24 protein-coding genes, 5 pseudogenes and 1 CRISPR repeat array are annotated in these 23130 nt (G+C 46.3%); of the genes and pseudogenes, 12 read left to right on the top strand and 17 right to left on the bottom strand.

All coding sequences use genetic code 11. The features are described 5' to 3' along the window. Positions 1 to 81 precede the first annotated feature (81 nt). From gatE to JCM14467_RS05065, 3 genes and pseudogenes are all read right to left on the bottom strand, one after another. Positions 82 to 1637: pseudogene (gene gatE, locus JCM14467_RS05070) on the bottom strand (Glu-tRNA(Gln) amidotransferase subunit GatE). A 176-nt stretch (positions 1638 to 1813) separates the two neighbouring features. After that, on the bottom strand, positions 1814 to 1954 hold the full coding sequence (locus JCM14467_RS16085) for a hypothetical protein (RefSeq protein ID WP_252900781.1): 141 nt from the start codon (positions 1952 to 1954) through the stop codon (positions 1814 to 1816). A 122-nt stretch (positions 1955 to 2076) separates the two neighbouring features. After that, a complete protein-coding gene (locus JCM14467_RS05065; RefSeq protein ID WP_252900780.1) occupies positions 2077 to 3069 on the bottom strand; it encodes a hypothetical protein in 993 nt (330 codons plus the stop codon). Between the two features lie 259 nt (positions 3070 to 3328). Here JCM14467_RS05065 and JCM14467_RS05060 point away from each other — a divergent pair. From JCM14467_RS05060 to JCM14467_RS05050, 3 genes and pseudogenes are all read left to right on the top strand, one after another. Next, positions 3329 to 4782: pseudogene (locus tag JCM14467_RS05060) on the top strand (RtcB family protein). Positions 4783 to 4869: 87 nt separating this feature from the next. Then, positions 4870 to 5539, top strand: a pseudogene (locus JCM14467_RS05055) (30S ribosomal protein S7). Positions 5540 to 5657: 118 nt separating this feature from the next. Next, positions 5658 to 6653: a replication factor C small subunit gene (locus JCM14467_RS05050; protein ID WP_054849470.1), complete on the top strand. Its 996-nt coding sequence runs from the start codon at positions 5658 to 5660 to the stop codon at positions 6651 to 6653. 384 nt (positions 6654 to 7037) lie between these two features. On the opposite strand, the gene JCM14467_RS19380 is transcribed toward JCM14467_RS05050, so the two are convergent. The 9 genes and pseudogenes from JCM14467_RS19380 to JCM14467_RS05030 all read right to left on the bottom strand — a co-directional run bounded on the left by JCM14467_RS19380 (position 7038) and on the right by JCM14467_RS05030 (position 13765). Next, entirely contained in the window at positions 7038 to 7166 is a 129-nt protein-coding gene (locus JCM14467_RS19380) for a hypothetical protein (protein WP_256359210.1), read from the bottom strand. A 262-nt stretch (positions 7167 to 7428) separates the two neighbouring features. Next, positions 7429 to 8244: a hypothetical protein gene (locus JCM14467_RS16080; protein WP_252900779.1), complete on the bottom strand. Its 816-nt coding sequence runs from the start codon at positions 8242 to 8244 to the stop codon at positions 7429 to 7431. Then, on the bottom strand, positions 8204 to 9397 hold the full coding sequence (locus JCM14467_RS16075) for a DEAD/DEAH box helicase (RefSeq protein ID WP_252900778.1): 1194 nt from the start codon (positions 9395 to 9397) through the stop codon (positions 8204 to 8206). The genes JCM14467_RS16080 and JCM14467_RS16075 overlap by 41 nt, the downstream gene beginning before the upstream one ends. 96 nt (positions 9398 to 9493) lie before the next feature. Further along, positions 9494 to 10180 carry a type I-D CRISPR-associated protein Cas5/Csc1 gene (gene cas5d, locus JCM14467_RS05040; RefSeq protein ID WP_252900777.1) on the bottom strand — a complete coding sequence of 229 codons (687 nt, stop codon included), beginning with the start codon at positions 10178 to 10180 and terminating at the stop codon, positions 9494 to 9496. A gap of 6 nt (positions 10181 to 10186) precedes the next feature. Next, positions 10187 to 10797: pseudogene (cas7d, locus tag JCM14467_RS16070) on the bottom strand (type I-D CRISPR-associated protein Cas7/Csc2). After that, positions 10772 to 11218 (bottom strand): type I-D CRISPR-associated protein Cas7/Csc2, encoded by a 447-nt coding sequence (gene cas7d / locus JCM14467_RS16065; protein WP_252900776.1) that lies wholly within the window; start codon positions 11216 to 11218, stop codon positions 10772 to 10774. The pseudogene cas7d (JCM14467_RS16070) and the gene cas7d (JCM14467_RS16065) overlap by 26 nt, the downstream one beginning before the upstream one ends. 21 nt (positions 11219 to 11239) lie before the next feature. Next, the gene (locus tag JCM14467_RS16060) at positions 11240 to 11632 is read right to left on the bottom strand and encodes a hypothetical protein (protein WP_252900775.1); all 393 of its coding nucleotides are present in this window, start codon (positions 11630 to 11632) and stop codon (positions 11240 to 11242) included. Between the two features lie 34 nt (positions 11633 to 11666). Next, the gene (locus tag JCM14467_RS16055; RefSeq protein WP_252900774.1) at positions 11667 to 11876 is read right to left on the bottom strand and encodes a hypothetical protein; all 210 of its coding nucleotides are present in this window, start codon (positions 11874 to 11876) and stop codon (positions 11667 to 11669) included. A gap of 29 nt (positions 11877 to 11905) precedes the next feature. Further along, positions 11906 to 13765 carry a hypothetical protein gene (locus JCM14467_RS05030; protein WP_252900773.1) on the bottom strand — a complete coding sequence of 620 codons (1860 nt, stop codon included), beginning with the start codon at positions 13763 to 13765 and terminating at the stop codon, positions 11906 to 11908. Between the two features lie 112 nt (positions 13766 to 13877). On the opposite strand from JCM14467_RS05030, the gene csa3 reads away from it, so the two are divergent. Genes csa3 through JCM14467_RS16040 form a run of 5 tightly spaced genes read left to right on the top strand, consistent with a single transcriptional unit; the run spans position 13878 to position 16311 of the window. Further along, the gene (csa3, locus tag JCM14467_RS05025) at positions 13878 to 14516 is read left to right on the top strand and encodes a CRISPR-associated CARF protein Csa3 (protein WP_054849377.1); all 639 of its coding nucleotides are present in this window, start codon (positions 13878 to 13880) and stop codon (positions 14514 to 14516) included. A gap of 4 nt (positions 14517 to 14520) precedes the next feature. Next, positions 14521 to 14844, top strand: a complete 324-nt coding sequence (locus JCM14467_RS16050; protein WP_252900772.1) for a hypothetical protein — start codon at positions 14521 to 14523, stop codon at positions 14842 to 14844. Next, positions 14799 to 15362: a CRISPR system precrRNA processing endoribonuclease RAMP protein Cas6 gene (cas6, locus tag JCM14467_RS05020; protein WP_252900771.1), complete on the top strand. Its 564-nt coding sequence runs from the start codon at positions 14799 to 14801 to the stop codon at positions 15360 to 15362. The genes JCM14467_RS16050 and cas6 overlap by 46 nt, the downstream gene beginning before the upstream one ends. 45 nt (positions 15363 to 15407) lie before the next feature. Next, on the top strand, positions 15408 to 15917 hold the full coding sequence (locus JCM14467_RS16045) for a CRISPR-associated endonuclease Cas1 (RefSeq protein ID WP_252900770.1): 510 nt from the start codon (positions 15408 to 15410) through the stop codon (positions 15915 to 15917). 19 nt (positions 15918 to 15936) lie between these two features. Next, complete coding sequence (locus tag JCM14467_RS16040; RefSeq protein ID WP_252900769.1) at positions 15937 to 16311, top strand: CRISPR-associated endonuclease Cas1; 375 nt, start codon at positions 15937 to 15939, stop codon at positions 16309 to 16311. Here JCM14467_RS16040 and JCM14467_RS05010 read toward each other — a convergent pair. Both JCM14467_RS05010 and cas2 read right to left on the bottom strand, forming a co-directional pair. Next, the gene (locus JCM14467_RS05010; protein ID WP_054849376.1) at positions 16299 to 16793 is read right to left on the bottom strand and encodes a hypothetical protein; all 495 of its coding nucleotides are present in this window, start codon (positions 16791 to 16793) and stop codon (positions 16299 to 16301) included. The two genes, JCM14467_RS16040 and JCM14467_RS05010, sit on opposite strands and share 13 nt — an antisense overlap. Next, positions 16774 to 17064 (bottom strand): CRISPR-associated endonuclease Cas2, encoded by a 291-nt coding sequence (cas2, locus tag JCM14467_RS05005; protein ID WP_054849375.1) that lies wholly within the window; start codon positions 17062 to 17064, stop codon positions 16774 to 16776. Before cas2 ends, JCM14467_RS05010 begins: the two co-directional genes overlap by 20 nt. A gap of 208 nt (positions 17065 to 17272) precedes the next feature. Next, positions 17273 to 18314: direct repeats of the CRISPR family, unit length 24 nt; unit sequence GTAACAACAATAAGAAACTAAAAT. A gap of 107 nt (positions 18315 to 18421) precedes the next feature. Between cas2 and JCM14467_RS05000 the strand changes: the two genes are divergently transcribed. Continuing rightward, the gene (locus JCM14467_RS05000; RefSeq protein ID WP_054849374.1) at positions 18422 to 19729 is read left to right on the top strand and encodes a replication factor C large subunit; all 1308 of its coding nucleotides are present in this window, start codon (positions 18422 to 18424) and stop codon (positions 19727 to 19729) included. Next, a complete protein-coding gene (locus JCM14467_RS16035; RefSeq protein ID WP_252900768.1) occupies positions 19680 to 19907 on the top strand; it encodes a hypothetical protein in 228 nt (75 codons plus the stop codon). Before JCM14467_RS05000 ends, JCM14467_RS16035 begins: the two co-directional genes overlap by 50 nt. Here the strand turns inward: JCM14467_RS16035 and JCM14467_RS19880 are convergent. Then, the gene (locus JCM14467_RS19880; protein WP_342765471.1) at positions 19888 to 20211 is read right to left on the bottom strand and encodes a trimeric intracellular cation channel family protein; all 324 of its coding nucleotides are present in this window, start codon (positions 20209 to 20211) and stop codon (positions 19888 to 19890) included. The two genes, JCM14467_RS16035 and JCM14467_RS19880, sit on opposite strands and share 20 nt — an antisense overlap. Positions 20212 to 20231: 20 nt before the next feature. Beyond that, entirely contained in the window at positions 20232 to 20567 is a 336-nt protein-coding gene (locus JCM14467_RS19875; RefSeq protein WP_342765470.1) for a trimeric intracellular cation channel family protein, read from the bottom strand. A gap of 108 nt (positions 20568 to 20675) precedes the next feature. Between JCM14467_RS19875 and JCM14467_RS04990 the strand changes: the two genes are divergently transcribed. Continuing rightward, a complete protein-coding gene (locus JCM14467_RS04990) occupies positions 20676 to 21338 on the top strand; it encodes a sulfite oxidase-like oxidoreductase (RefSeq protein ID WP_252900767.1) in 663 nt (220 codons plus the stop codon). A 5-nt stretch (positions 21339 to 21343) separates the two neighbouring features. Next, positions 21344 to 22120 carry an ARMT1-like domain-containing protein gene (locus JCM14467_RS04985; RefSeq protein WP_252900766.1) on the top strand — a complete coding sequence of 259 codons (777 nt, stop codon included), beginning with the start codon at positions 21344 to 21346 and terminating at the stop codon, positions 22118 to 22120. Between the two features lie 76 nt (positions 22121 to 22196). Here JCM14467_RS04985 and JCM14467_RS04980 read toward each other — a convergent pair. Next, a pseudogene (locus JCM14467_RS04980) lies at positions 22197 to 23130 on the bottom strand (hypothetical protein); the annotation flags it as partial.

Raw genomic sequence — 23130 nt, 5'->3', positions numbered from 1 at the left:
TTGACGCGCATTACTTAAGAGGCAAATGCTGGCCAGGGTTCGCAAGGACCATATCGTGGAAGGGTGGCTATCCTGCGGTCCTCAATGAAGGGCACTCCTTAAGTATTCATCGATAGCCCTCATTATATCACCAGGGTCAGCCCTACCCCTCAACTCCCTCATCAACACATTCATTAGCTTATTCTTATCGGTTATCCCGAGCTTCGGCGCCCTCTCCATGACGTACCTCCTAACCTCATCAAAGCCCATCCTCCTGAGACCCAGCTTATTGATCACGTCATTAATCGGCTTATCAGGCTCCTTACTCCAGGCAGCTATTATGTCTGGTATGGCCTCCTTCGTTATCACGCCCTGGGCTAGCTCATTAAATATGGCCTTAAGGTGGTCCTCAGTTATTACCGAAACATCAACGCCATCCCTCTGGAGGGACTTCATGGTATTGACTATCGTGTTGGCTATCAACGTCGCCGAGACCCTGCCCTGAAACTCACCTATTAAGTAATCAATTAAGTCATAAAACGACGACTTAATAACCTGCATCGCCAACTCCCTACTCATGCCATAACCAACATACCTACTCACCCTGGACTCAATGGGCTCCGGTATTAACGCCCTAGCCCTGGCCAACATGTCCTCGGTAATCCTAATGGGCCTAAGGTCAGTCTCAGTACATCCTCGCAGCGCCAGGCCTAGGCTCATGAACCTAGTCGTACCATCTGGATTAGCCGCCCTAGTCTCCTCAGGAACACCATGAAGCGCCTCCCTAATCCTATCAACAATCACATCCACAGCATCCACCAAGTCCCTATCCGAGGTGCCGGCCAAGAGTATGAACGAGTCAACACCGAGCCTCGAGGACACCTTGGAAACCTCCTCAGCAGTTATTCCATAGCCAGGCAACTCATCACTATGGATCAACCCTGACAAGCTCGTCCAAACCCTAACCCTATCCGCCAACTCAGTGCCAAACCTCCTATTCGGCTGAACCTCCCTACCCAGTATACCCTTTAGGCCCGGCGTCTTTATGGCAATGACCCTACCGCCACCATCAATGACCTTCCTTATTATGTTCGACTTAGTTGCCGAGAATATGTCCGTTACATCAACGAAGTCCTTAACAAACCAATCCTCCTTAACACCCCTCTTAATTAGCTCATCACGGATGGCTAGCAGGTTTAGTTGGCGTTGAACCTCATACTCAATGACCTTGGGTATCAGGCTTAGGTCGGGTACGCCCTTAATCTCCGTCTTCGCACCACCCTCGATAGACACGTTGACGTCCTGCCTAACAGTGCCGAGACCCCTCTTCGCCTTACCCGTCATCTTAATGCTATGACCAATGTAGTAGCAACCTCCATAACCTCCTGCGGGCTGTAGGTCAGGATTCCCGTGGATATCTCAATGAGCGGTATGCCGAGCCTATCAAGCCTATAAACAACTGTGTCACCCTTCTCCTCAATCTTCCTAGCCGCATCCTCCTCAAGGGCTATGGTCTGTATTGGAACCTTATAATCAAAGAACTTGGCCAACCCATCATGGGCGATCAACATCGTCCTCTGAAAGCCCGAGGTGTTCGAGCCGTCGATTACGGTCTTCCTCATCACGTAAACCTCATCAAATATCTTGGCATTAAACATCATGGCAACGGCAAGGGCAACCTCGAGAGACTCGGGGTCAGGGTCGTGCGGCGGTTCCTCATCGAGCTCCACTAGGCATGTTGTGTCGTAGTAACCCTCGTAGATGAAGGTCCTGTGCTTCCTAAACTCCCAAATAGCCGCAGGGTCAACCTCACCAAGCTCACTCATGCTCGGCCTCAACCTCCTAACAACCTGAAGTGGGGCTCGTCATTCCTAACAATGGGTGGGCAATTACAGAATAGCTTCCTACCCGTGTTCAACTGCACGTGAATCTCCAAACCGACCTTAAGCCCAACAGCCCTATAATCAATCGGCATACTCAGCCGTAACATCGTCATACCTAAATTAATTTATTTTGCCCTAGGTGTAGCCCGTTAATCATGAAGAATTGAAACATCAACACGACCATTAATGTAACCATAATCCCTATCATGCCTAATCACCCACTACCCGCACCACTTACCTGCGATGCTGGTGGTAAGTTTAATATCATGTAGAATGATGGCGCATACCCAGTAATGAACGGACTCACACTAGTTAAAACTCCCTGATTTAATACCTGCGGTAGCTGGCTTATTGGACTTGTAACGTTCACTACATATATCACCGGCTCCTCAGTTACGTACCTGCCCTCCACATAAAGCTGCCTCGCCGATAATACGGCATTCGACACCCCAAAGCTGCCAATCCAATCATTCACTACCATTAACTCAACCTCAGCACCCTCACTGGTTACTCTACACGATGGTAATGCATAGGGTACCGCCGAGTATATGGCCACGGTTATTGCGTCCCCATCCGTCAGATTAATCGTTGGGAAGCCAATACTAATAACGGTGTTAACTACGAACTTACCCGTGCTGTTGGTGGCCCTGAGGTATTGCCATAAGTTCATGGGCTTATTATCGTAGATATAGGGTTGGTTAACTGCGAAGATTAGGCTATTAATTGGTAACGACGTTGCCTGAAGCATGACTAACCTACCATTCACGTAAATGCCGATAATCATCACACCACTTGAATTTTGCAATCTCGAGAAGTCGCTCAGAGTCTCATTAATAATGCTGGCCGGGAATGAAATGTAAACGCCAATACCATTAATACTAACGTTACCATGAACCTGATAATGAAGAACAACTATCGAACTATTGGATATAATGACGTCATCATTGTAACAAGCGAGACTGCCAAAACTAATATAGCTGGGAATCGGGGTTACAGGGCGGGAAGATCCATGCGTATTATTAGTTACATTAGTTTTAGTCACATTTACCAATACTAAACCATTATTGCTAGCTGTACTATTAATTATATACACATGCCTAACATAATTACTGGTTACATGTATATGCAAAACAACGAGTAACGAAGCAACCGCCACAATAACCATAGCGATTACTAATACTACCTTCATCCTGAATTCCATAGTCATCAATTAGGCATTAATATTGGACTTTTTATTACTTCGGGTGTTCATAAAAGGTGAGCCGAGTAATGCTTAGGCATTGTTGGATGTTAAATGCATGCTTGATGCCGTAATATCATAGTTACTGATGGCTTAGTGAGGAGTATTAATATTCAAAAATAGGGTATGATAAATGATCAAGCGAGGGTAATTAGGCCCACGTCGGCTAAATCCGCTGCATGCAGGGTGAAGTTTTATTAACCCATTAATGACTTAGGACTAGGTTATGGTACCACCATTGAGGAAAATAAGCGATTATGTGTGGGAGATACCAAAGGGATACAAACCATGCATGAAGGTGCCAGCCAGGATATTCGCAGACGAGACACTACTTGAGAAAATGAAGACCGACATGACACTTGAGCAGGCAGCCAACGTTGCCTGCCTACCCGGCATTTACAAGTACAGCATAGCCCTACCAGATGCTCATCAGGGCTATGGATTCCCAGTGGGTGGTGTGGCTGCCATGGATATGGAAAACGGTGTGGTGAGTCCTGGAGGCATTGGTTATGATATTAACTGCGGCGTTAGGCTCCTTAGGACCAACCTGACGGAGAAGGACGTTAGGCCAAAGCTCAGGGAGTTAGTGGACACGATATTCAAGTTGGTCCCTGCAGGTGTTGGTGAGACTGGGCTCCTAAGGCTATCCTTTGGCGACCTTGATAAGGTGCTTGATGAGGGTGTTGATTGGGCGTTGAGTAAGGGCTATGGGTGGGGCGATGATAAGAACTTCATTGAGGAGTTTGGGCATTACGAGGGTGCTGACTCGAGCAAGGTTAGTCAGAGGGCTAAGGAGAGGGGTAAGGATGAGCTTGGGACTACGGGCAGTGGTAATCACTTCATTGAGATTCAAGTCGTTAATAAGATATTCGACCCAGAACTGGCTAAGAGACTTGGTATTGAGCAGGAGGGGCAGGTAATGGTCCTAATACACACGGGTAGTAGGGGCCTTGGTCACCAAGTCGCCACTGACTACATAAGGGTTGCTGAGAATAAGTTGAAGCAGTGGGGATTATTCCTACCGGACAGGGAGTTGGCATCAATGCCCCTAAACACCAGGGAGGCCCAGGACTACCTAGCAGCCATGAAGGCAGCCGCCAACTACGCATGGACTAATAGGCAGATAATAACGCACTGGGTCAGGGAGGCCTTCAGGAGGGTCTTTGGCAAGGACCCAGACAAGCTCGGTCTCGAGATCGTCTATGACGTTGCCCACAACATTGCCAAGATCGAGGATCACGTAATCGATGATGAGGGTCACGTCAGGAGGGTTCTCGTGCATAGGAAGGGAGCCACAAGGTCATTCCCAGCGGGTAGGCCCGAGATACCACCTAAGTACAGGGACATTGGGCAGCCGGTTTTAATACCGGGTAGTATGGGCACTGCGTCCTACGTACTCATTGGACTACCAACATCATTCCAGGTAACCTTCGGCACAGCACCACACGGCGCAGGCAGGACACTGAGTAGGTCAGCAGCCGTCAGAATGCTACCGCCGAACAAGGTCAGGGGAGCACTGGAGAGTAGGGGCATAATCGTTAGGTCGGCTGAGAGCGAGATAATATCCGAGGAGGCTCCCGAGCTTATAAGAACGTTGACAAGGTCGCCGAGGTTGCCGAGCTAACGGGCATGGCCAAGAGGGTCTCGAGGCACGTACCAATAGGCGTCGTTAAGGGATAAGTAAAAATCAATCCATTACCCACAAACCACGTTTAACCATACCGTGCGGCAAATCTTTAAAAAGGCACTCGTTTATTAACCTGCGTAATGAGTAGCGATCAAGGAATTACACTATCCAAGGAGACGGTTACTTACCAAGTTGGTGGTGTAACGATAATTGAGGAGTGTCCAAGGGATTTGAAGACCCTTGATGGAGAACCCATTAAGTTATTTGGTAAGTGGACCTTTGAGAACGTGGTTGTTAGGGATCCAGCCTTAGGAGGTACCTATGCCTAAAGCCCATGTACCTGCCGCACACGAGTGGTAGGTATCAGAAGAGGAAGTTTGGTAAGGCTAGGATACCGGCCATAGAGAGGTTGATGAACCAATTAATGCACCCGGCAGGAATGCTGGTAAGAAGCATAAGGCGTATAACATCGTTAAGAGGGCCTTCGAAATGATACACCTAAAGACCGGGCAAAACCCAATACAGGTCTTCGTTGACGCAATAGTGAATGCCGCACCGAGGGAGGAGATCACGAGGGTCGTCTACGGAGGTATTGCCTACCCAGTCTCCGTGGATGTATCGCCACTGAGGAGGCTTGACCTAGCCATTAGGTGGATAACCGAGGGAGCGAGGCAGTGCTCCTTCAACAATCCAAAGCCAATTGAGGAGTGCCTGGCCGATGAGATCATAGCTGCGGCCCAGAATGACCAGAAGTCATATGCCATTAGGAAGAAGGACGAGATGGAGAGGGTAGCCGCAAGCGCAAGGTAAGCCCCATCACCAAAACTAATACCCAACACAGCATCATAATAATACTTATCAACTACCCCCAACCAACCAGGAGGAATACTTATTTAACCAGGTCTAGTTCATTAATACCGTAATGTCAATCGCAGAATTAATATGGGTTGAGAAGTACCGCCCAGCGAGGATTGACGACATTATCGACCAGGAGGAGGTTAAGGACAGGATCAAGCAATTCCTGAAGACAGGCAACATGCCCCACATGCTATTCTACGGACCACCAGGCACTGGCAAAACAACGATGGCCCTGGCAATAGCCCACGAATTATACGGCGACGCATGGCGCGAAAACGTATTGGAGCTTAATGCGAGTGATGAGAGGGGTATAACCACGATTAGGGAGAGGGTTAAGGAATTCGCAAGGACAGCACCAATGGGCAAGGCACCCTACAAGTTAATCATACTCGACGAAGCAGACAACATGACTTCCGACGCACAGCAGGCCCTGAGGAGGATGATGGAGATGTACGCAGGGGTCACCAGGTTCATACTAATTGCGAACTACGTGTCCAGGATTATAGACCCAATACAGTCCAGGTGCGCCATGTTCAGATTCTCACCACTACCCAAGGACGCAGTCCTAAACAGACTCAGGGAAATCGCCTCGAGGGAAGGCGTGAAAATAACAGACGAAGCCCTAGAAGCCATCTGGGACGTAAGCCAGGGAGACATGAGGAAAGCCATAAACACGCTACAGGCAGCCGCCGCCACAGCGAAGGAGATAACGCCAGAGGTCATCTACAAGACAGTGGGCTACATAGAGCCTAAGGACATAATCGACCTAGTAAACACGGCATTCAGCGGAGACTTCATGAAGGCCAGGGACAAGTTGAGGATGCTAATGTATGAGCACGGCGTGTCAGGCACGGAGATCCTCAGGGCAATACAGAGACAAATAATGAGCGGAGCCATCAACGTACCAGACGAGGCTAAGGTCGAGATAGCCGAGACGGCAGCAGACATAGACTACAGATTAACCGAGGGCTCAGACGAGGAAATACAACTAACAGCCTTCCTAGCAAAACTAATGCTAATAGGCAAAAAAACACGGGTTAGGGGCAAGGGAAACAACTACGACTAGGGAGACCAAAACGACAACAACCAGGAGAAGAACAACGACATAAAACAACGAAAGGCTTATAACTCCAATACAATAATAAAAACAGGGCCCAGGGAAGGGTCAGCCCAAGGACAGTTCATCAAGGGTCAGTGGTTTGGACCATCATCACACCCTGGGCCCGACTTCACAACTCTAATTCTCCAAGCAATTATAAAGACACCAACCGCTAAAAACGCCCATTGGACCCGTAATATCTAACTATGATAAAAACACGCGAGGTAAAAGCAGCATAGCCCAATGTATAACCTCCTCTTATCGTGCCTAGCGTAAGAAAAACTAAAGGATCATTAAATAACAGTAGAAAAGAGCATCTAGCCGCCTTAATGAAAATAAGTAAAGGCCCAATCAATGATGAGGAATAGGACGCTCACCAACAACCTCCGCAACCACATAACCAAACCCCAAAGCCACACCCTTACCAATCCATATTACGGACAAATCCCCAATCCCCTCATTAATGATATGACACCTCATATAGGAACTTTAGCTTCTTATTGTTATTACAGTGGCTTATCCACGGCCACTCGCCTGAATATCTCGTTTTAGTTTCTTATTGTTGTTACTGGATGCGTACATGATGTCAAGATATTAGATATATAGTCAAAGATAGGGAAGATTTAGGGTGTCTAGGGACTTATTGTAATTTTTATGTTATTTGCTTCATGCGTTGGTGTTTTGTTAATTTGGGCTTGACGTAGGATGGATACGGTAAATGAGTTTTTGGATTATTTGAGGATTAAATGAATAGGGCTAGTCCAATGACCGTTGTTAACTGTTCATCCCTGTATATTGGTATTGCGTTTTCGTAGGTTGAGACTAGCCTAGCCATCTCTGGGAAATCGCTGCCCCAGTCCGTGCATTCTCTCGTGAGCATCACCACGTAAGAGTTTTCGAATTCCCTCATTCGACTCATTGGTACGGACATGCCCTGTCTCTGTAGGATGAGTCTCGGGCTTAGACTCCTGCTGAAGTCGTTAAATGTCATAAAGTCGCACTTAACACTACCTATCTTTCGCTCGCTTGGGATAATAGCGGGCATTTCCTTCAATGGGTTCTTCGTGAAACAGTGATTGTAGTGATCGTACGCGAAGTTTCGTAACATCGAGAATAACTCATCTTCTCCACCCTCACACCAACGTCCCCTTAAACCGCCTGGTCTATAGGCGAAGACGTAGAAGTACTCGTCGTATGATGGCCTTAAAATTTCGTGAATGGGCTTACCATTTATTAAAGCTTCGTTACTGGGATACCATTGCCTAGCAAGTGAATAAACGTGTTCACCCTGTGAAACTGCGTAGGTTAATGTGAATACCCTCATCATTATGTCATACCTTATCCTTGAAAAGAATATTTCATCGAGTTTATCATAAATTCTCTCCCTATATATCTTTCTGATTAAATCGAGGAATTCCTCATAACTCACGTCCTTACCTTTAACGCTGCTTAACTCATGTATTGCCTTTGCTCCAGCCTCGATGAACACGTGAACTTCGGCAGCTCCATTCCCATGCCTACCAAACCTCCCGAACCTCTGTATTAGTTTCCGCGTCATGCGCGTGGATGAAGCCTTTATCGAGGTCTATGTCAATACCAAAGGACATAGCCTGATTCCCTATTATGAACTTCTCCCTATCCAATCCCTTCTCAACCTTTCTACAATTTCCGTAGGCTATGTCAAGACCCCAAACCACGGCTGCATCCTTAACCCTCCTGCATAATTCAGCTATGTAATAAATTCTGTCCAGTATGACCGCAGTCCTTACCTCCCCACCCTCCTGCACGTAATTCACTAACTCCTCCTGAGGATTATGGGTAGATAGATGAAATACAACGTGTGTTGCCTTTCTGATCCTGCTGCCTTTATCCACGGTTTTAACCTCTATAGCCTTATCAACGCTTATTGGTACTGGCGTTGCTGATGAGAACACGACACTCTTATTGCTCTTAATCACACTATTGTATTTCTCGAACATCTCAATTAAGGCTAGCATTGACTTTCTCGCTAACCCTGAATATAGATGGAACTCATCTATGAACCAATACCCATTGAAGGCTCTCGCAAAGTCATTATATAATTCCCTAACCTCACTCCTCAAGCCGCCCAACACCCTCACCGCATCGTCGAAGTCATACTTAAGCGCAGCCTCGATGATTCGTGACGCAGTGTACTGCCTATTCATCGCGGTTATGATCATGTAGGGATACTCAGGGACTGTGAGGACTATTGGTATTACCGAGGGCGGGTAATCACTTGGTATATCTCCCTGCCAACAATCGTCCTCTGCCGTAACGATGCCTCTCCTACTCTCGCTGGTCACCACGTAGATGTTCAATTCAATGCTTCCCTTATTCTCACCATTAATGACTATATCGCCGATAAATCGATTCTCATACTGCCTAAGCCCCATTTTTCTCAATGTCTCGCATATACTTCTTGCCTGGTCATAAACCAGGGCCTTTGATGGGTAGATTCCAACGACTGGGTAGTGCTGCGCCTCTAGGCGGGATTTTATTGCCGCAAGTATTAGCGTGAACGTCTTACCGGAGCCCGTTGGTGCCCTTAACAGGATCCTCCTATATTTCCCTAAGGAGTTGAATAACTCCTCCTGGAACCTCCTTAGCCTGATTCCGTTGATTATCGCATCCCCCTCCTCGATGTACGCCTCCTTCACTGTGAATGATATGCCTGTCAACCCACTCTTCATTTCAATCCCCCCACCTTATGGGTAGGCAAACCTCAACCTTATCCTTATTAATCGTGCCTCGAATCACGGTGCACTCCTCCAACTCGGCCCAGCCTATCAGCCTTCCTCGATGTTTGGTGTTTCCAAGACCTTTGAAAATGACCTTAGTTCAAAGCCGAAGAACTTGGCATCGTTATAGTTTATTGGGATGGATGTTACCCTATTACGTTCTATCCTCACTCCCTCAACCCTCACCTCATCATAATCAACCCTAAATATGCCCCACCTCTTCTTGCCGATTCTTACCCACTCCGGTAGCTTGACCTTGCCTTGAACAACCACGTAGGTTTTAAACTCACTACCTGGCATGAATGCGGCATAGCTCGTTAGCCTGGGGAATACGTTCTTAGTTGGCGACCTGGTGGGGATTACGTAACTCCAGGACTCGGCTGAAAGTAGGAATGATGATACCACAAGTTTGGTGGGTATTAAGGGGAATACGTAGAAGGAATCCCTTCCGTTCTTAAAATCCTCTAATAATTTCCTAATACTCGTGTATTGCAAGCCCCTTCGTGTTGGCGTCCTCCTCATCCTCTCCTCATAATCTAAGTAATGCAGCGATGGGAAAACGAAGTAGGTCTCTGATGGCTTTCCCATTAAACCGTACATAACGGGGTAATTATGAATGTAGGGTGACGGAGATATGTAGGAACCCATCGCTTCCCCAGCAGTTATCATGGGTCTGATCTCTGAGGAAAATATTAATATACCATGGAGTTTGAAGTAGGCCCTGTATAGTTTCATTATCGATCACTCTGCCCCAATGAAGGCCTCAATGCTCTTCTTGAAGTTTAGACCATCTCTCCAGGCCTCGGCTATTATCTCATGCTTATTCTTACCCACGGTCTCGATAATCCTCTTTGCAAAATCCTCTGAGGTAAATACACGGCACTCACTGCTGAATTGTTTAACGTGGTCGTTGATTATCCTCACAACCTCACTAACATTATCGAGACCCTTAACCCTTCCAAAGACTTCATAGCCTGATGAGACCTCATGATCGCACAGGGCTATTGCTGGGATTATTATCTTGACCTTACCAAAATCACTCTTGACGCCGCCAATCCTCGTTGTAACCGCCAGGCTATATAGGGCCAAGGCAAATTCTGCCGGTGATAGTCCTTAAGCGCGATCTTTCCCACGAATAGCGTGCCCTCCCTTATCAGGGAAAGCCTAAAGAGGGCGCCAGTTCTTTCACCCTCAGCCTGTATGTAGGTCGTGTGTGTAACCTCATCAACGGCATTAAAGGTTCTAATCACCACGCTCCTGCTCTCAGGCGTCGTTGCTAGGTATATGTCTCCCTCAACCCTACTCTTTAAGTTATACCTCTCGCCCTCACCTACTGCGAAGCCGAACACCATGCAATTGGGGCATTCCCTGCAAAGACCGCCCATTTTTTTCCTCCGTACTTTCCCTACCCCTACTCTTCTTTACGGTGATGGTCGGCCTTAACGAGCAGTGCCACTGGTAATTCTCACCCTTTCCAAGTATTTCATTAATTTCCTTCCTATGGATGTCGTAGTCACTTCTTAATATCTCTAACATTTGTCTCCTCCAGGCAGAGACCAGCTTCTCATGCAGTATCATTGGGTATTTATCGCCGTCTATCGTGGCCAGCGTCACGTCCTCGCCGCCTTCGTGCCTAATTACCAACTCACCCTCGGCTTGTATTACCACGAATACGTTCGCCACCCTACCCCTGGGCACCGCGTTTTCCTTATTGGGTTGACTAAGGTCTGCAAAGTACCTACTGATCTCCTCAAAGCTCTTTAAGCCAAACACCTGCTAATACGTCCCTCCCACTCATGACTTATCACCTTGGGTGACTATTTTATAAGCAATATATAGCCAGTTTGAGAGGGTGTTGGCTATTGAAATTGCTAAGCTCCTATCCGCCTTCTCCTCAATCTCATATAAGGACTCGAATAAGTCCTCTAAGGCTGAGTATACCTTCGCCCTCTGCACATCATTTAGTGAGTATTTATTCTCAAGTGACGAAATCGCCGCGTTTATTGAGACGCCAATTCTATCATCCTTATCATGTATTATGGTTGAGGTTCTGAAGAACATATCCACGCCATCCCTCAGGAATCCCACTACATCGTACTTAGTCACGTCCTGGCTCCTAACCACCTCTCTCAATACGTGGGCGATCGTGTAAATGGAAGATCTGATGGTTTTACCCATCTCACTCACCCTCCCGGCAACATCCAATATGTATCTAAGTAATTTAAGGTTTCGAAAAAAACCTGGCATCAAGCTCAATGGGGGTTCCAATACCCATACCCACGCTTAAGATGCCGAGGGATGGATCCACGGTGGAGTAGAGGTCGGCTTCATTAACCATACTATTCAAGTTATTGTCCAACTCATCCTTGCTGACGCTCACGCTCCTAATCACGAGGTACTTAGCCGAGTATGCGGATAAGGCGTAGAGCATATTTAGGTTGGTCTTAAATTTGAGCGGATTTATGAAGCATAATTATATGCCGATGTTACTGAAACAACATAATTCTGTGTTGAGGGTATTTCATAAATGCTTGAGGATATTGCCACTGGGGAGGTTAGGAATACTATTGAAATCATGTGCGCATATGGCAATAACTTATTCAGTTCACTCTTACTTAATCTCGTGGACCTCGATAATTTAGACTCAATTACCTCCGATGCCTTGATCAGGACCTTCGATGAGAAGAAACCTGGTAAAACCCTTGGTGAATTTGGATTGAAGCCCCCACCCATCCTCTTGAATGCGCTGTAATAATTCTCATCCTCATCAATACTGTAATTAATATCCACCTGCTCAAAATCTATAATCTCAAGGAGACTTACAGGCACGCCTGGCTGGAACGTAATGATGAAGTACGGAGGCTTAGCCACGCTCTTTAATGCGTTGGCTTCATAAGTACAGATCGGGCACACCCTCAGTTCATCTCTTATATCGTCAATATTCTCCAACCCCCTCTCCCTAGGTACCCAAATCTCGGACTTACCGCCTAATTCAGTGGCATATTGGACAAACCTTACGGAACCTTCTGAGTATATGGGCATACCACAGACCACGCAGTAATTCTTCGGCTTCTCATTGATGGGTGGTAGGTCATCAATCACGTCCCCACTAAATGAGTGTTTCACATAGTATTGAAGCGTCTTATCAATGCCCTGGGCATTCAATGGGTACCTAGCCTGCAATAGCTCAAGTATTTTACCCAGCATCTCCCTCGCCCTCTGTAGATCAAGGCTCTCCAGGTATTCCAGTGATCCCTCACTAATTCCTAGTCCTCTCCTTATGTAATCTTTATCGCTCTTACTAAACTTATGTACGAAATACATTAGGACACCATACGGTATTTCATCCCCGAGCTCCTTAATGATACTTCTAGCCACCTCAAGCTTTGCTGCATTATCTAGGTTGCCGACAATGTCCTCGAAGGGCTTACATACCTTTGTAGGTAGGAATTCATTGACTTGTCTCATTTTTCCGTCGTCCTTATAAATGGCCGATTTAACGTCTATGTTCATTTCCCTGAATAGTTTAATCTTACTGTTTAGGCACCTCCTTATTTCCTCAACCTTACTTTCTACTTCCTCCTTTGATGATGTGAATACCCTTTTATTAAGTACGTCTGCGATTTTACTTAGCGGTATTGGCGGTGCATCCCGCCTACGTAGGAATACTAGCCCGTCAGGGTAGGATATTAGTGGGTAGTACCCTGGGCCATTAATTACCTCGTTTAGTAAATCCCTTGATGCTATTAGGGTGAATAAACGAAATGTTGCGGAGATGCGGCCTAGCCTTAGCCCAAAGTTCTCAAGGGCCCTTACCGCATCCTGGTACGCACGTGAGCTTACGTGTTTAAAGACATCATTGACGCTATTTATCTCACTTATCATGAGCATGTCGGCTAACTTAATCGATACCCAAAGGGGTAGGTGCTGATTATCTGGTAATGAGCCCTCAGCCATTGCGGCTATCCCATGAAGGAACTCCTCACGGCCACCAAGGCCCAGTTTGTTCATTATTTCCCTCGCACCCTCCTCCTTACCCTCAAGCTTATTCCAATCATGCAGGAAACCGCCATAGAAACATAATTCCTCATATGGCATCCCATAGTTATCCGCCAACTTACTAAGTAATTGCCTACCTACATCGCTCTCGTTATATATTGCCCTACAAATGTCGAGAGATAAGACACCTACAGAGACTGCGTGGAATATATATGACTGCGGCGATCTCTTCTTAGCCTCTCTAACCCCTTGCTTAAACGTCACTGACCTCAACGCACTAGAGACCAGGTCAACCTCCTTACTGCCTACGTAAGCCATCATTAGTATGTTAATAGTATCCCTTTATAAGCTTTATCACTTAATCTCATGTTCGTGATATTTTGGCGATAATGTAGAAAAAGGTTTATATTTATTTATGAGTACATGAATATTAATGACCACCCTGGTATTCAACGTGGGATTCTCCTCGGAGTACGTAATAAAGGCCTTAACGCGTAGGGGCGTGAATGATGTGTCCAAGGTGATCCTCGTTACGGCCATGCCTAAGGATGAATTTTCCAGGAGGAGGAATGAGGATGCCATGGGCGCGATCTTGAAGTACCTGGACATTGTTGGGATTAGGGACGTTAAGGTAATTAGCGTTAATGTGGATGTACCATTTGATAGTGTACTGCTGCAGATATCGAGTATGGGGGGATTTGATGGTTACGTGGAATTTTACCTAATAGGTGGAATGCGTATACTGCTCCTGGCACTATATTACCTGGCACTTATCTTAAGTAAGATTAGGAGGGTTAGGGTTTACGCATTCGATGAGAACATGCAAAATTTCTATGAGTTACCTGTATCAATCCCCAGGATACCGACGCAGGAACAATTGAAATTACTTGAATTATTAACGACAAAGTTGAGTCTAAGCGACATAACCAGGATTATGGATAAGTCAGAGTCAACCATAGTGAGCCAACTCAATGCCCTGGGTGAGTTGGTAAGTTGCGAAAGAATTGGTAGGAGGACCAAGTTATGCGAGACAACGATAATGGGTAAGGTAATACTGAACCTAATGAGGTGATTAAGTGCCGCTAATTAAACTAAAAATCTACGTCTCGCACTTCGTGACCAAGGACTTCACCGGGAAGTTCGTGAAAACCATATTAATGAATGCCAACCCGGAGCTACAGAGCATTTTTGAAGGTAAGGATCAACCAACGCCCAAGCCCATTAGGATCACGCCACTACTTAATGAAGGTGATGAAAAGCCAGTCTACCCCAGGATAATCATTACTAGGTTTGGCGAGAGTTCAGGAAGGCCTAGGCAGGAGCCTAAGCCAATAAGTGTTGGCGGCGCTATAACGTGTACATTGGTTATAGGGAACCCCTGGAGTTACAGATTGCCCTAGCAGTCTCGAGATTAACCAGTGGTTTAGAGTTTGATTACGGGTCCTCCAGGGTTAAGGTTAAGCTCATTGAGTATGAGAGAATCGATACCACAGCCCCAGAGGACTTTAATAGTGTTAGGGTTTACTTCATAACCCCAGCCCTCTTTGTTGACCCATTCGCTAAGATATCCCTAGCCGAAAGTCGTGATAAGGCCAGGAGGTTCATACCGCACCCGGCCGTGGTCTTTTCAGTAAATGTTTACGACATATTTAAGGATGAGTACGTCAGAAACATAATCAGGCTTTCCTACGCACTCGTGGAGTCGCACACCATCCTCAATACTGTGACCAAGACCTGGTACTACTATGATGGGAAATGGTTACCTGGGGTCATAGGTTATGCAAAGTACTTCCTGCGGAGAAACACGCCCGAGAGGGCTAAGAGGGCTATTAGAGAAATACTAAGGGATGCCATGGAGATGGGCGTAGGGTCAGGTAGGGCGGCGGGTTTTGGTTTTGTAAAAATAAAGTTTGGATAAACTTTAAATAAGAATAATTTAAACTGATAATTTACTGATAATCCTATGATACTGATTGTTAAGAACGCCAACATTAGGAGGAAGGGTTCCGACTTGATTATTAATTGGGGCGATAATATGGTGAGACAAGTATCTACACTAGACCTAGAACTACTCATTATCGTTGGGAATAACGTGAGTCTCTCCTCAGAGGTCATAAACTTCCTCTCATCATTGAACATACCCATTTTAATTCATGGAAGGAGGACAGACACTATTCTAGTTACGCCATTCACAAACACGATAAGTGAGATTAGGAGGAAGTATTACGCATTGGATGAGGATTCTAGGCTATTGTTGGCGAGGAAGTTCATTGAGGGTAAAATCCGCGGCATACTTAATGTGGCTAAGTACTTCTCCTACATAGATAAGGTGGTGGTGAATGAATTCGAGGTAAGGCTTAAGGCTAGGGATAGGAAGTCGTTAATACTCGAGGAGGCTGAACTCAGTAAAATGGCGTGGGAGGAATTGAGAAAATTCATGCCCAAGGAATTCCCAGGCAGGAAGCTAGGGTGATGACCCAATAAATAGGGCGTTGGACTACGCATACGCAATAATATACACACTCTCAACACACGCTCTAATAGCCTCGGGACTAGACCCCTACGCAGGCTTATTACACGTGGACCAGCCAGGTAGGCCATCGCTTGTTTACGACTTCTCGGAGATGTTTAAGCCCGTTGCCATTCATACCGTGATTGCAGTGTCAAGGAGAAGTAAGTTGTCCCTGGACAGCGAGGGTTATCTCAGGAAGGACGGGCTTGAATTAATAACGAAGCACCTATACACCATACTGCATAAGAAGAAGGGTAAGAGAACAGTGAGGGGAGAAATCTATAGTAAGGCCAATGACCTAAGGAAGTTCGTGGTCGAGTCCATCGACTTTCAACCATTCATTTATAAACCATAGGGACATACATTCCTGTAGAGACAGGATTTACAGAAGGGATTCCTCAACCCCTCAACCTCGCCCTTCAATACCTCAGCCAACTCATTAGATAAGTACTCAAGAAACCCGGAGTTTGGTATTACCAGGTAGCCCACCTCATCACCACCTCCCGTCGTAGGGACTATCAGGGTTGCACAGCCCGTATTCTCCCTCATGCACATGTATGCGTAGATCACGGCCCTACCCAGGATGTGCCTAATATTCTGCCTAGTAATTGTGAATTCAATAACTACGTTATTAATTATTGCGTCGGGTATGCCCACGATCCTAACCCACTCCCCTGCATAGAAGTAAAGCTCCATCCTTCTCCTCTCGCCAAACCTAACATCACCCTCCCTCCTCTCATACTCCATCCTAGGATCCTCCAAAGCCTTAACCCTCTCAATCGCAAATCTACTCCGTAACCTACAAACCAGTAAGTCATCAAATATCCTCGCCGGCAAAGACAACCTGTACCTCGTATCCCGATACCTTATTTTTGGTGACGATAAGTGTTCTTTCAAAGTCAACGTTCTGGACTGGTATGAAAGCCACGATATCTCCCTCTCCAATAATTCTACTAATCTTCTCTGATAGGAAATTGATCCTGTTCCAAGAAATTCTTCCTGCATAGGTTGATCTGGATATAAATGATAGACCGTAACGCCGTAATAATCGCCGAACCTTTCCACGTACCTTCTCATCAGAAATGTCATAAGAAACTACAACATACATGCAACAACACCCACTTAATAAACTATAAATTCCTTACCTCCACGACCCCTTACTCGTTAAATGAGTTTACTTCCTCGTTTTCGACCCATCATTCTGCTTCTCGTAAATCCGCCGTTAAATGAGTTATGGAGTTTCTACGATATTTAATGCCCAGAAATGCTTATAAATCGTTGAGTGGGGCGTAGGTGCGGCGAACAGCCACGATCCAGTAACAACAATAAGAAACTAAAATCCAATCAAGTATTGTTCCCCATAGTACTTGGTCAAGGTAACAACAATAAGAAACTAAAATAATAATCTCCGTGTTTGTCTGATTACTCATTACGTATGTAACAACAATAAGAAACTAAAATATTTCTCAATTACACCACTACCAAGTGCATCATTGTAACAACAATAAGAAACTAAAATATGGGTGATTTAGCATGACGACCTTGAGGGAATTGTAACAACAATAAGAAACTAAAATTAGGCCTATGATTATCGTGGGCTTGGTCTATCGTGTAACAACAATAAGAAACTAAAATTTACATGGCCCTCAGAGAGCAGATTAGGAAAGGCGGTAACAACAATAAGAAACTAAAATTCGAAAGAGTTGGAGCCGTTGAATGACATAGTTTCTGTAACAACAATAAGAAACTAAAATATTAATCCAGATTCGTGGTCTACACGAAGGATAAAGCTGTAACAACAATAAGAAACTAAAATCCTACGCCTGTGGTTGGGTAGACCGCGATGTTGCCGGTAACAACAATAAGAAACTAAAATGGATGTGTAGCCTCACCACAGCCATCTTGCTTAGGTGTAACAACAATAAGAAACTAAAATCCAGCGATAACCCTTGTTCAGCAGCAACAGGAACAGAGTAACAACAATAAGAAACTAAAATCTATCGTCGTCTCACATACACGTTCGTCCCAATAGGGGTAACAACAATAAGAAACTAAAATAGTACCAGGCGTTGAAGACTAACTACACGAGCCTGCAGGTAACAACAATAAGAAACTAAAATACACAAATACCGTGAGTAGGGCTATGCCAATCAAGATGTAACAACAATAAGAAACTAAAATTATTGACCTATATGACGTGGCTGACTTATTATTACGTAACAACAATAAGAAACTAAAATTGTACTCAGTCCAAGGCCCAACATTAGGCATCAAGTAACAACAATAAGAAACTAAAATAGTGATTAGCGAGGTCAGTAGTGGCTCATTCATCCAGTAACAACAATAAGAAACTAAAATTCTTCGTGGTGGATTGAATTATCGTATTCTTGGCTTAGTTGATTTGTTGTAGTACTTTGTTTTTGTTTGGAAACGTTTATTTAGTTACTTGCCCTTGTTTTTCTGTAATGTCTAGTAGAGTGCCTTGGGTTGAGAAGTATAGGCCTAGGAGGCTTAATGATGTTGTTGATCAGGAGGAGGCTAAGAGGGCTTTGCTTGATTGGATTAATGCTTGGGAGAAGGGTAGGCCTGGTAAGAAGGCTGTGTTGCTTGCTGGTCCTCCTGGTGTTGGTAAGACGACGCTTGCCTATGCCCTGGCTAATGAGAGGGGTTATGAGGTTCTTGAGTTGAATGCCAGTGATGTTAGGACTGGTGAGAGGATTAGGCAGGTCATTGGTGGTTCCATGAGGATGGGTTCGTTGTTTGGTTTTAGGGGTAGGATCATACTCTTTGATGAGGTTGATGGGCTTAATGTTAGGGAGGATCGCGGTGGCTTGGCTGCCATTGTGGAGTTGATTAGGGAGTCCACCTGGCCCATCATAATGACGGCTAACAATCCCTGGGACCCGAAGTTTAGGGAGTTGAGGGATGAGGCTGAGGTCATTCAGCTTAAGCCGTTGAGTGAGGGTGACATAATGACTATACTGAGGAGGATTTGCAATGCCGAGGGCATTAAGTGTGAGGAGGATGCTCTGAAGCTCATTGCCGAGGCATCGGGCGGTGATGTTAGGGCTGCGATTAATGACCTTCAGGCTGCTGCGGAGGGTAAGAGGGTCCTTACCAGGGATGATGTTGCGGTTACGGAGAGGGCCCACCAATTCGACATGTTCAAGGTCCTTGATAGGGTGTTCCATGCGAGGAGGTTTGAGGATGCTAGGTCCGTAACCTTCCTACCGAGTTTCGACTGGGAGAGTTATTACCCATGGGCCCTGGACAATATACCCACGGTGTATGCGAAGTCCCCTGAGGCCGTTAGTGATGCTCTCGATAACCTATCCCTATCCGACGTGGTTAGGGGTAGGATTGTTAAGACCCAGGAGTGGGAGTTGATGCCTTACATGCTTGAGTTAATGACCGCGGGCGTTGCGTTGGTGCGTAATAAGCCTGGGCTTGCCAGGTTCGTTAGGCTCTCATTCCCTGAGAGGATTAGGTTGTTGGCGAGTACCAAGGAGGTTAGGCAGATTAGGGATGCGCTGATCAATAGGCTTAAGGTCGAGCTCCACGTGAGTAGCTCCGAGGTTTCGCTCTACTACATGCCGCTACTAAGGTTGATGGCTACGAGCGACGTATTCAAGAAGAAATTACTTGAGCGGTTGATGAAGGTCATGGGCTACTCCCTGGAGAGTGTTGAGAAGGCGTTGGGTATCGAGGGGGTGGGAGCCAGTGGTGAGGGTGAGGGGGCTCAACGTAGGTCGTCGAAGAGATCCAGGGGGTAATTACGTAGTTACCATGGATCTGGAAACCTACGAATTGCTCAAGCAATTGATTAATAGGCTCGGCCTCTCGGTGGAGACTGTGGGTAACGTCGTGATTGTTAGGGATAAGTCGTGGAGCCGTATAAGGAGGCTCGTGAATTCTGCCCGTGAGTTGGGCATTAGTGTGTATGAGGATTGATGTCCTGCTCCCTACTTCTCGCCTCGCCGTGTAATCCGTGGGTTAGGCGTATTGTTAGGTATGACTTGTCGAGGCCCCTCATTATTATTATGAACCTAATGACTATTATCGTTATTGCCGTGGTGAGGATTGCGACCTCACTACCGAGTAGTGAGTTGAATGCTAGGTATATCAGGCCACCCACCGCTGCCAGGGTTGCGTAGATGTCCTGTCTAAATATTATGGGCACCTCATTGGCCAGGACATCCCTAACCACGCCGCCGCCCGCCGCTGTGACGGCTGCCAGGAGCATCACGCCCAGCACATTTAGGTGATGCTCAACAGCTACCTCGGCCCCAATTGCCGCGAAGGTCCCCAGCCAATGGCGTCTGCGTACATTAGGGCGTTTCTATACCTGGATATGCATGGGTAGAATACGTAGGCCGCCAGTGAGGCGAGTGCGGCGGTGATTGGGTATGGCAGGTATGCTATGTTCACGGGTGGGAATACTCCGACAAGCACGTCCCTAATCACACCTCCTGCCAGGGCTACGGAGGAGCCTAGGACTATCCCGCCGAGGATGTCTAGGTTCTTCTCATAGGCCTTGAAGGCGCCTGAGGCTGCGAAGGCTATTATCCCGATATAATTAAATAGGTTTATCAATAGGTCTACGAAACCCACGGTAGGCAAGGTACGTATTAAGGTATTTAATCCTAACTACCCCATTAGCGTGTTAATTTCAATGGGCCATGCCCAAACCTTAATTAGGAATGCCCCTATGTATTAGTCGTGCTTAATACCGTTGAGGAAGCCCTTAAGGAGGCATTGACCAGACCCTGCAATAAGTTGGTCTACAAACGCGAATTACCACCCAACCAGAGGGTCATCCCCAAGTTCATAATCTACGACGTCTATGATCCTCCCGAGAATATCGACCTACTTAACTATAAGTTGAAGGTTACGGGACTCGTTGAGAATAGGGTCGAGATCCCATATATCGACCTAATCACTAAGGCACCCTGCATAGACCTAACCACTGACTTCCACTGCGTCACGGGCTGGTCGGTATTGAACGTGACCTGGAGAGGGGTGCCGACTAGGTATATAATGGACATGGCTAAGCCGAGGGGTGGTTATGTAATGGCCGTTGGAGCTGATGGGTATACCACGAACTTACCGCTAAGTGCCCTGCTTGAGGAGACCACGATAATAGCCTACGCAATGAACGGTAAGGTACTGCCCAGGGAACATGGCTTTCCACTGAGGCTCGTGGTGCCGTCTCGCTACGGTTGGAAGTCCGCGAAGTACGTTAATGAGTTGGTAATTATGGATGAGGATGAGCCCGGCTATTGGGAGTTGCTTGGTTATCATGAGAATGGTGATCCATGGCTTGAGGAGAGGTTTCGCACGGGCCCAGCGACCATGAGAAGGAGGGTTAGGGTGTTGAGGTGATTCTCGTGGGTGGTCCACGGTACGTTAGTGTTAGTGATTGTTTGCTCTGCGCCCTTGAGTCGAGATTCAGCGAGTTGAGGAGGTTGGGCATTAGTGATGTTAGGGTCTTCGCTGACCTTGGTAAGGCGGTTATGGACCTGGCTTCCCTCGGTAGGGCTGCTGTATTCATTGAGTCCTTTAATAGCATGGTGAGGATGATTGGTAATGCCGATCCTCATGCTGATGAGAAGGCAATGCTCGAGAGAGTTGCCAGTGAGTTGATTGGTAGGTTGAGGCTCGGTGATGATGTTCTTGATTACGTGAGACTCGCAGCCTCGGCTAACTCTGTGGATATACATGAGGGTTATGACTTTAGGGTTGAGGATTTCGTGGATAGGATACTTGAGGAGCCGATTTGGCTTGGTACGGACCCAGCCAGCCTAAGGAGTAGGCTTGGTAATGTGAGGTCTGTGGCTTACCTCGTTGATAATGCTGGTGAGTTTCAATTTGACCTACTCCTAATTAGGAAGTTATCCTCAATGGGTGTCGATGTCGTGGTGTATGCGAGGAGTAGGCCGTATGAGGTTGATGTTACCTACGACTACGTCGCTAGTTTAGCAAGGAATTTCAGGGTTAGGGCATTACCTGGTAATTACTCGGCCTTTTGGTACGGCGATGTGGTTAATGAATTGGCTGGTTATGACTTGGTTATTTCCAAGGGCCTTGATAACCTGGAGACCTTTATGGAGAGGAAGCCGGGGCTTGATAACGTATTATTCCTATTTAGGCTAAGTGCCCGTTAATAGCTAGGCTGTTTAATGTCGAGAGGAATAAACCGGTCATATCAATGGGACTGAGTATTTAAGTGTCTCTTTATCCCTACCACCAGCCGTAGCCGCTTATTGCGTTTGTTCCACCGTTAATTACTATGAAGAATGGTATCCATAAACCATTACTTAGGTAAAGCCTTCCACTCAATGTGGGTATGTACGTAATTATTGAACGCCCAATACAGTTCACGGTCGTTCCCTGCGGAATCACGACACTACCCGACCCACTTAAACTCGACACACCAGTGATTACGCCATTACTGGCTGTTAACCCCAGCTCTAGGGTTCCCTGGGAGTTGGCGAGAACCTCTATGTTGCTTGAGAACGTGCATGTTAATTCCCCAATGCTGAACCCACTTATGTATAGGTTTTCCTGGGTTGGGTTTGTTATGTTAATGATCAATTCAGCATTCCCATTAGCGCTTATTGACAATTTACCGCTGGTGCTGGGCATCGTGATTGTTGAGTTGATCATCGGTATGTAGGTGTGTGGTGGTGTTGGTGCTATGCCTAGGCAGCCAGCGATTAGTGATGGTGTAGAATTAATTATACTGTTTAAGTATTCATTTATTAGTGCTTGAGCTTCCATCGGCGTTATCGTCCCGTTAAGCATCGCCTTAAGTATTGAGGTTATATTACCCACTATACTGCTGTTAAGTTTAACGTAGCACAGCATGGGTACTGTACCAACAATTCCATGCTGCTTCGCCAGGTTCCAAATGGTGTAGTTTATGTATGATAAGTAATTCCTGGTCGAGTTCATGGCCCAGACTGCGTAGTACGTCTCCCTCTCATAATTGTGAATCCTTGTCTCGCACTTACTCAGTACCTGCCCTATTAACGTAACATTACCACTACTGAAGGCATTAACTAGCTCAGACCTACACTGAAGGTACTGATTGAGTAAGTACGGCGTTAAATTAGATAGTCCAGCGCTGTTCAATTCCCTAGTTATGTTGATAAACCTCGTAATTACCGTCTGT

The organism is Vulcanisaeta sp. JCM 14467 (genome assembly GCF_001316245.1).
Classification (GTDB): domain Archaea; phylum Thermoproteota; class Thermoprotei; order Thermoproteales; family Thermocladiaceae; genus Vulcanisaeta.
Note: the sequence above shows the minus strand (reverse complement) of the source record. Positions and strands in the feature narration are given on the sequence as shown.

What these genes read in the sequence shown, in the direction of transcription:
- JCM14467_RS16085 (WP_252900781.1), bottom strand. Translation starts at nt 1,954, where the DNA reads ATGCCGATTGATTATAGGGCTGTTGGGCTTAAGGTCGGTTTGGAGATT.
- JCM14467_RS05065 (WP_252900780.1), bottom strand. Translation starts at nt 3,069, where the DNA reads ATGACTATGGAATTCAGGATGAAGGTAGTATTAGTAATCGCTATGGTT.
- JCM14467_RS19380 (WP_256359210.1), bottom strand. Translation starts at nt 7,166, where the DNA reads ATGAGGTGTCATATCATTAATGAGGGGATTGGGGATTTGTCCGTAATA.
- JCM14467_RS16080 (WP_252900779.1), bottom strand. Translation starts at nt 8,244, where the DNA reads ATGACGCGGAAACTAATACAGAGGTTCGGGAGGTTTGGTAGGCATGGG.
- JCM14467_RS16075 (WP_252900778.1), bottom strand. Translation starts at nt 9,397, where the DNA reads ATGAAGAGTGGGTTGACAGGCATATCATTCACAGTGAAGGAGGCGTAC.
- cas5d (WP_252900777.1), bottom strand. Translation starts at nt 10,180, where the DNA reads ATGAAACTATACAGGGCCTACTTCAAACTCCATGGTATATTAATATTT.
- JCM14467_RS16055 (WP_252900774.1), bottom strand. Translation starts at nt 11,876, where the DNA reads ATGCTCTACGCCTTATCCGCATACTCGGCTAAGTACCTCGTGATTAGG.
- JCM14467_RS05030 (WP_252900773.1), bottom strand. Translation starts at nt 13,765, where the DNA reads ATGATGGCTTACGTAGGCAGTAAGGAGGTTGACCTGGTCTCTAGTGCG.
- csa3 (WP_054849377.1), top strand. Translation starts at nt 13,878, where the DNA reads ATGACCACCCTGGTATTCAACGTGGGATTCTCCTCGGAGTACGTAATA.
- JCM14467_RS16045 (WP_252900770.1), top strand. Translation starts at nt 15,408, where the DNA reads ATGATACTGATTGTTAAGAACGCCAACATTAGGAGGAAGGGTTCCGAC.
- cas2 (WP_054849375.1), bottom strand. Translation starts at nt 17,064, where the DNA reads ATGTATGTTGTAGTTTCTTATGACATTTCTGATGAGAAGGTACGTGGA.
- JCM14467_RS05000 (WP_054849374.1), top strand. Translation starts at nt 18,422, where the DNA reads ATGTCTAGTAGAGTGCCTTGGGTTGAGAAGTATAGGCCTAGGAGGCTT.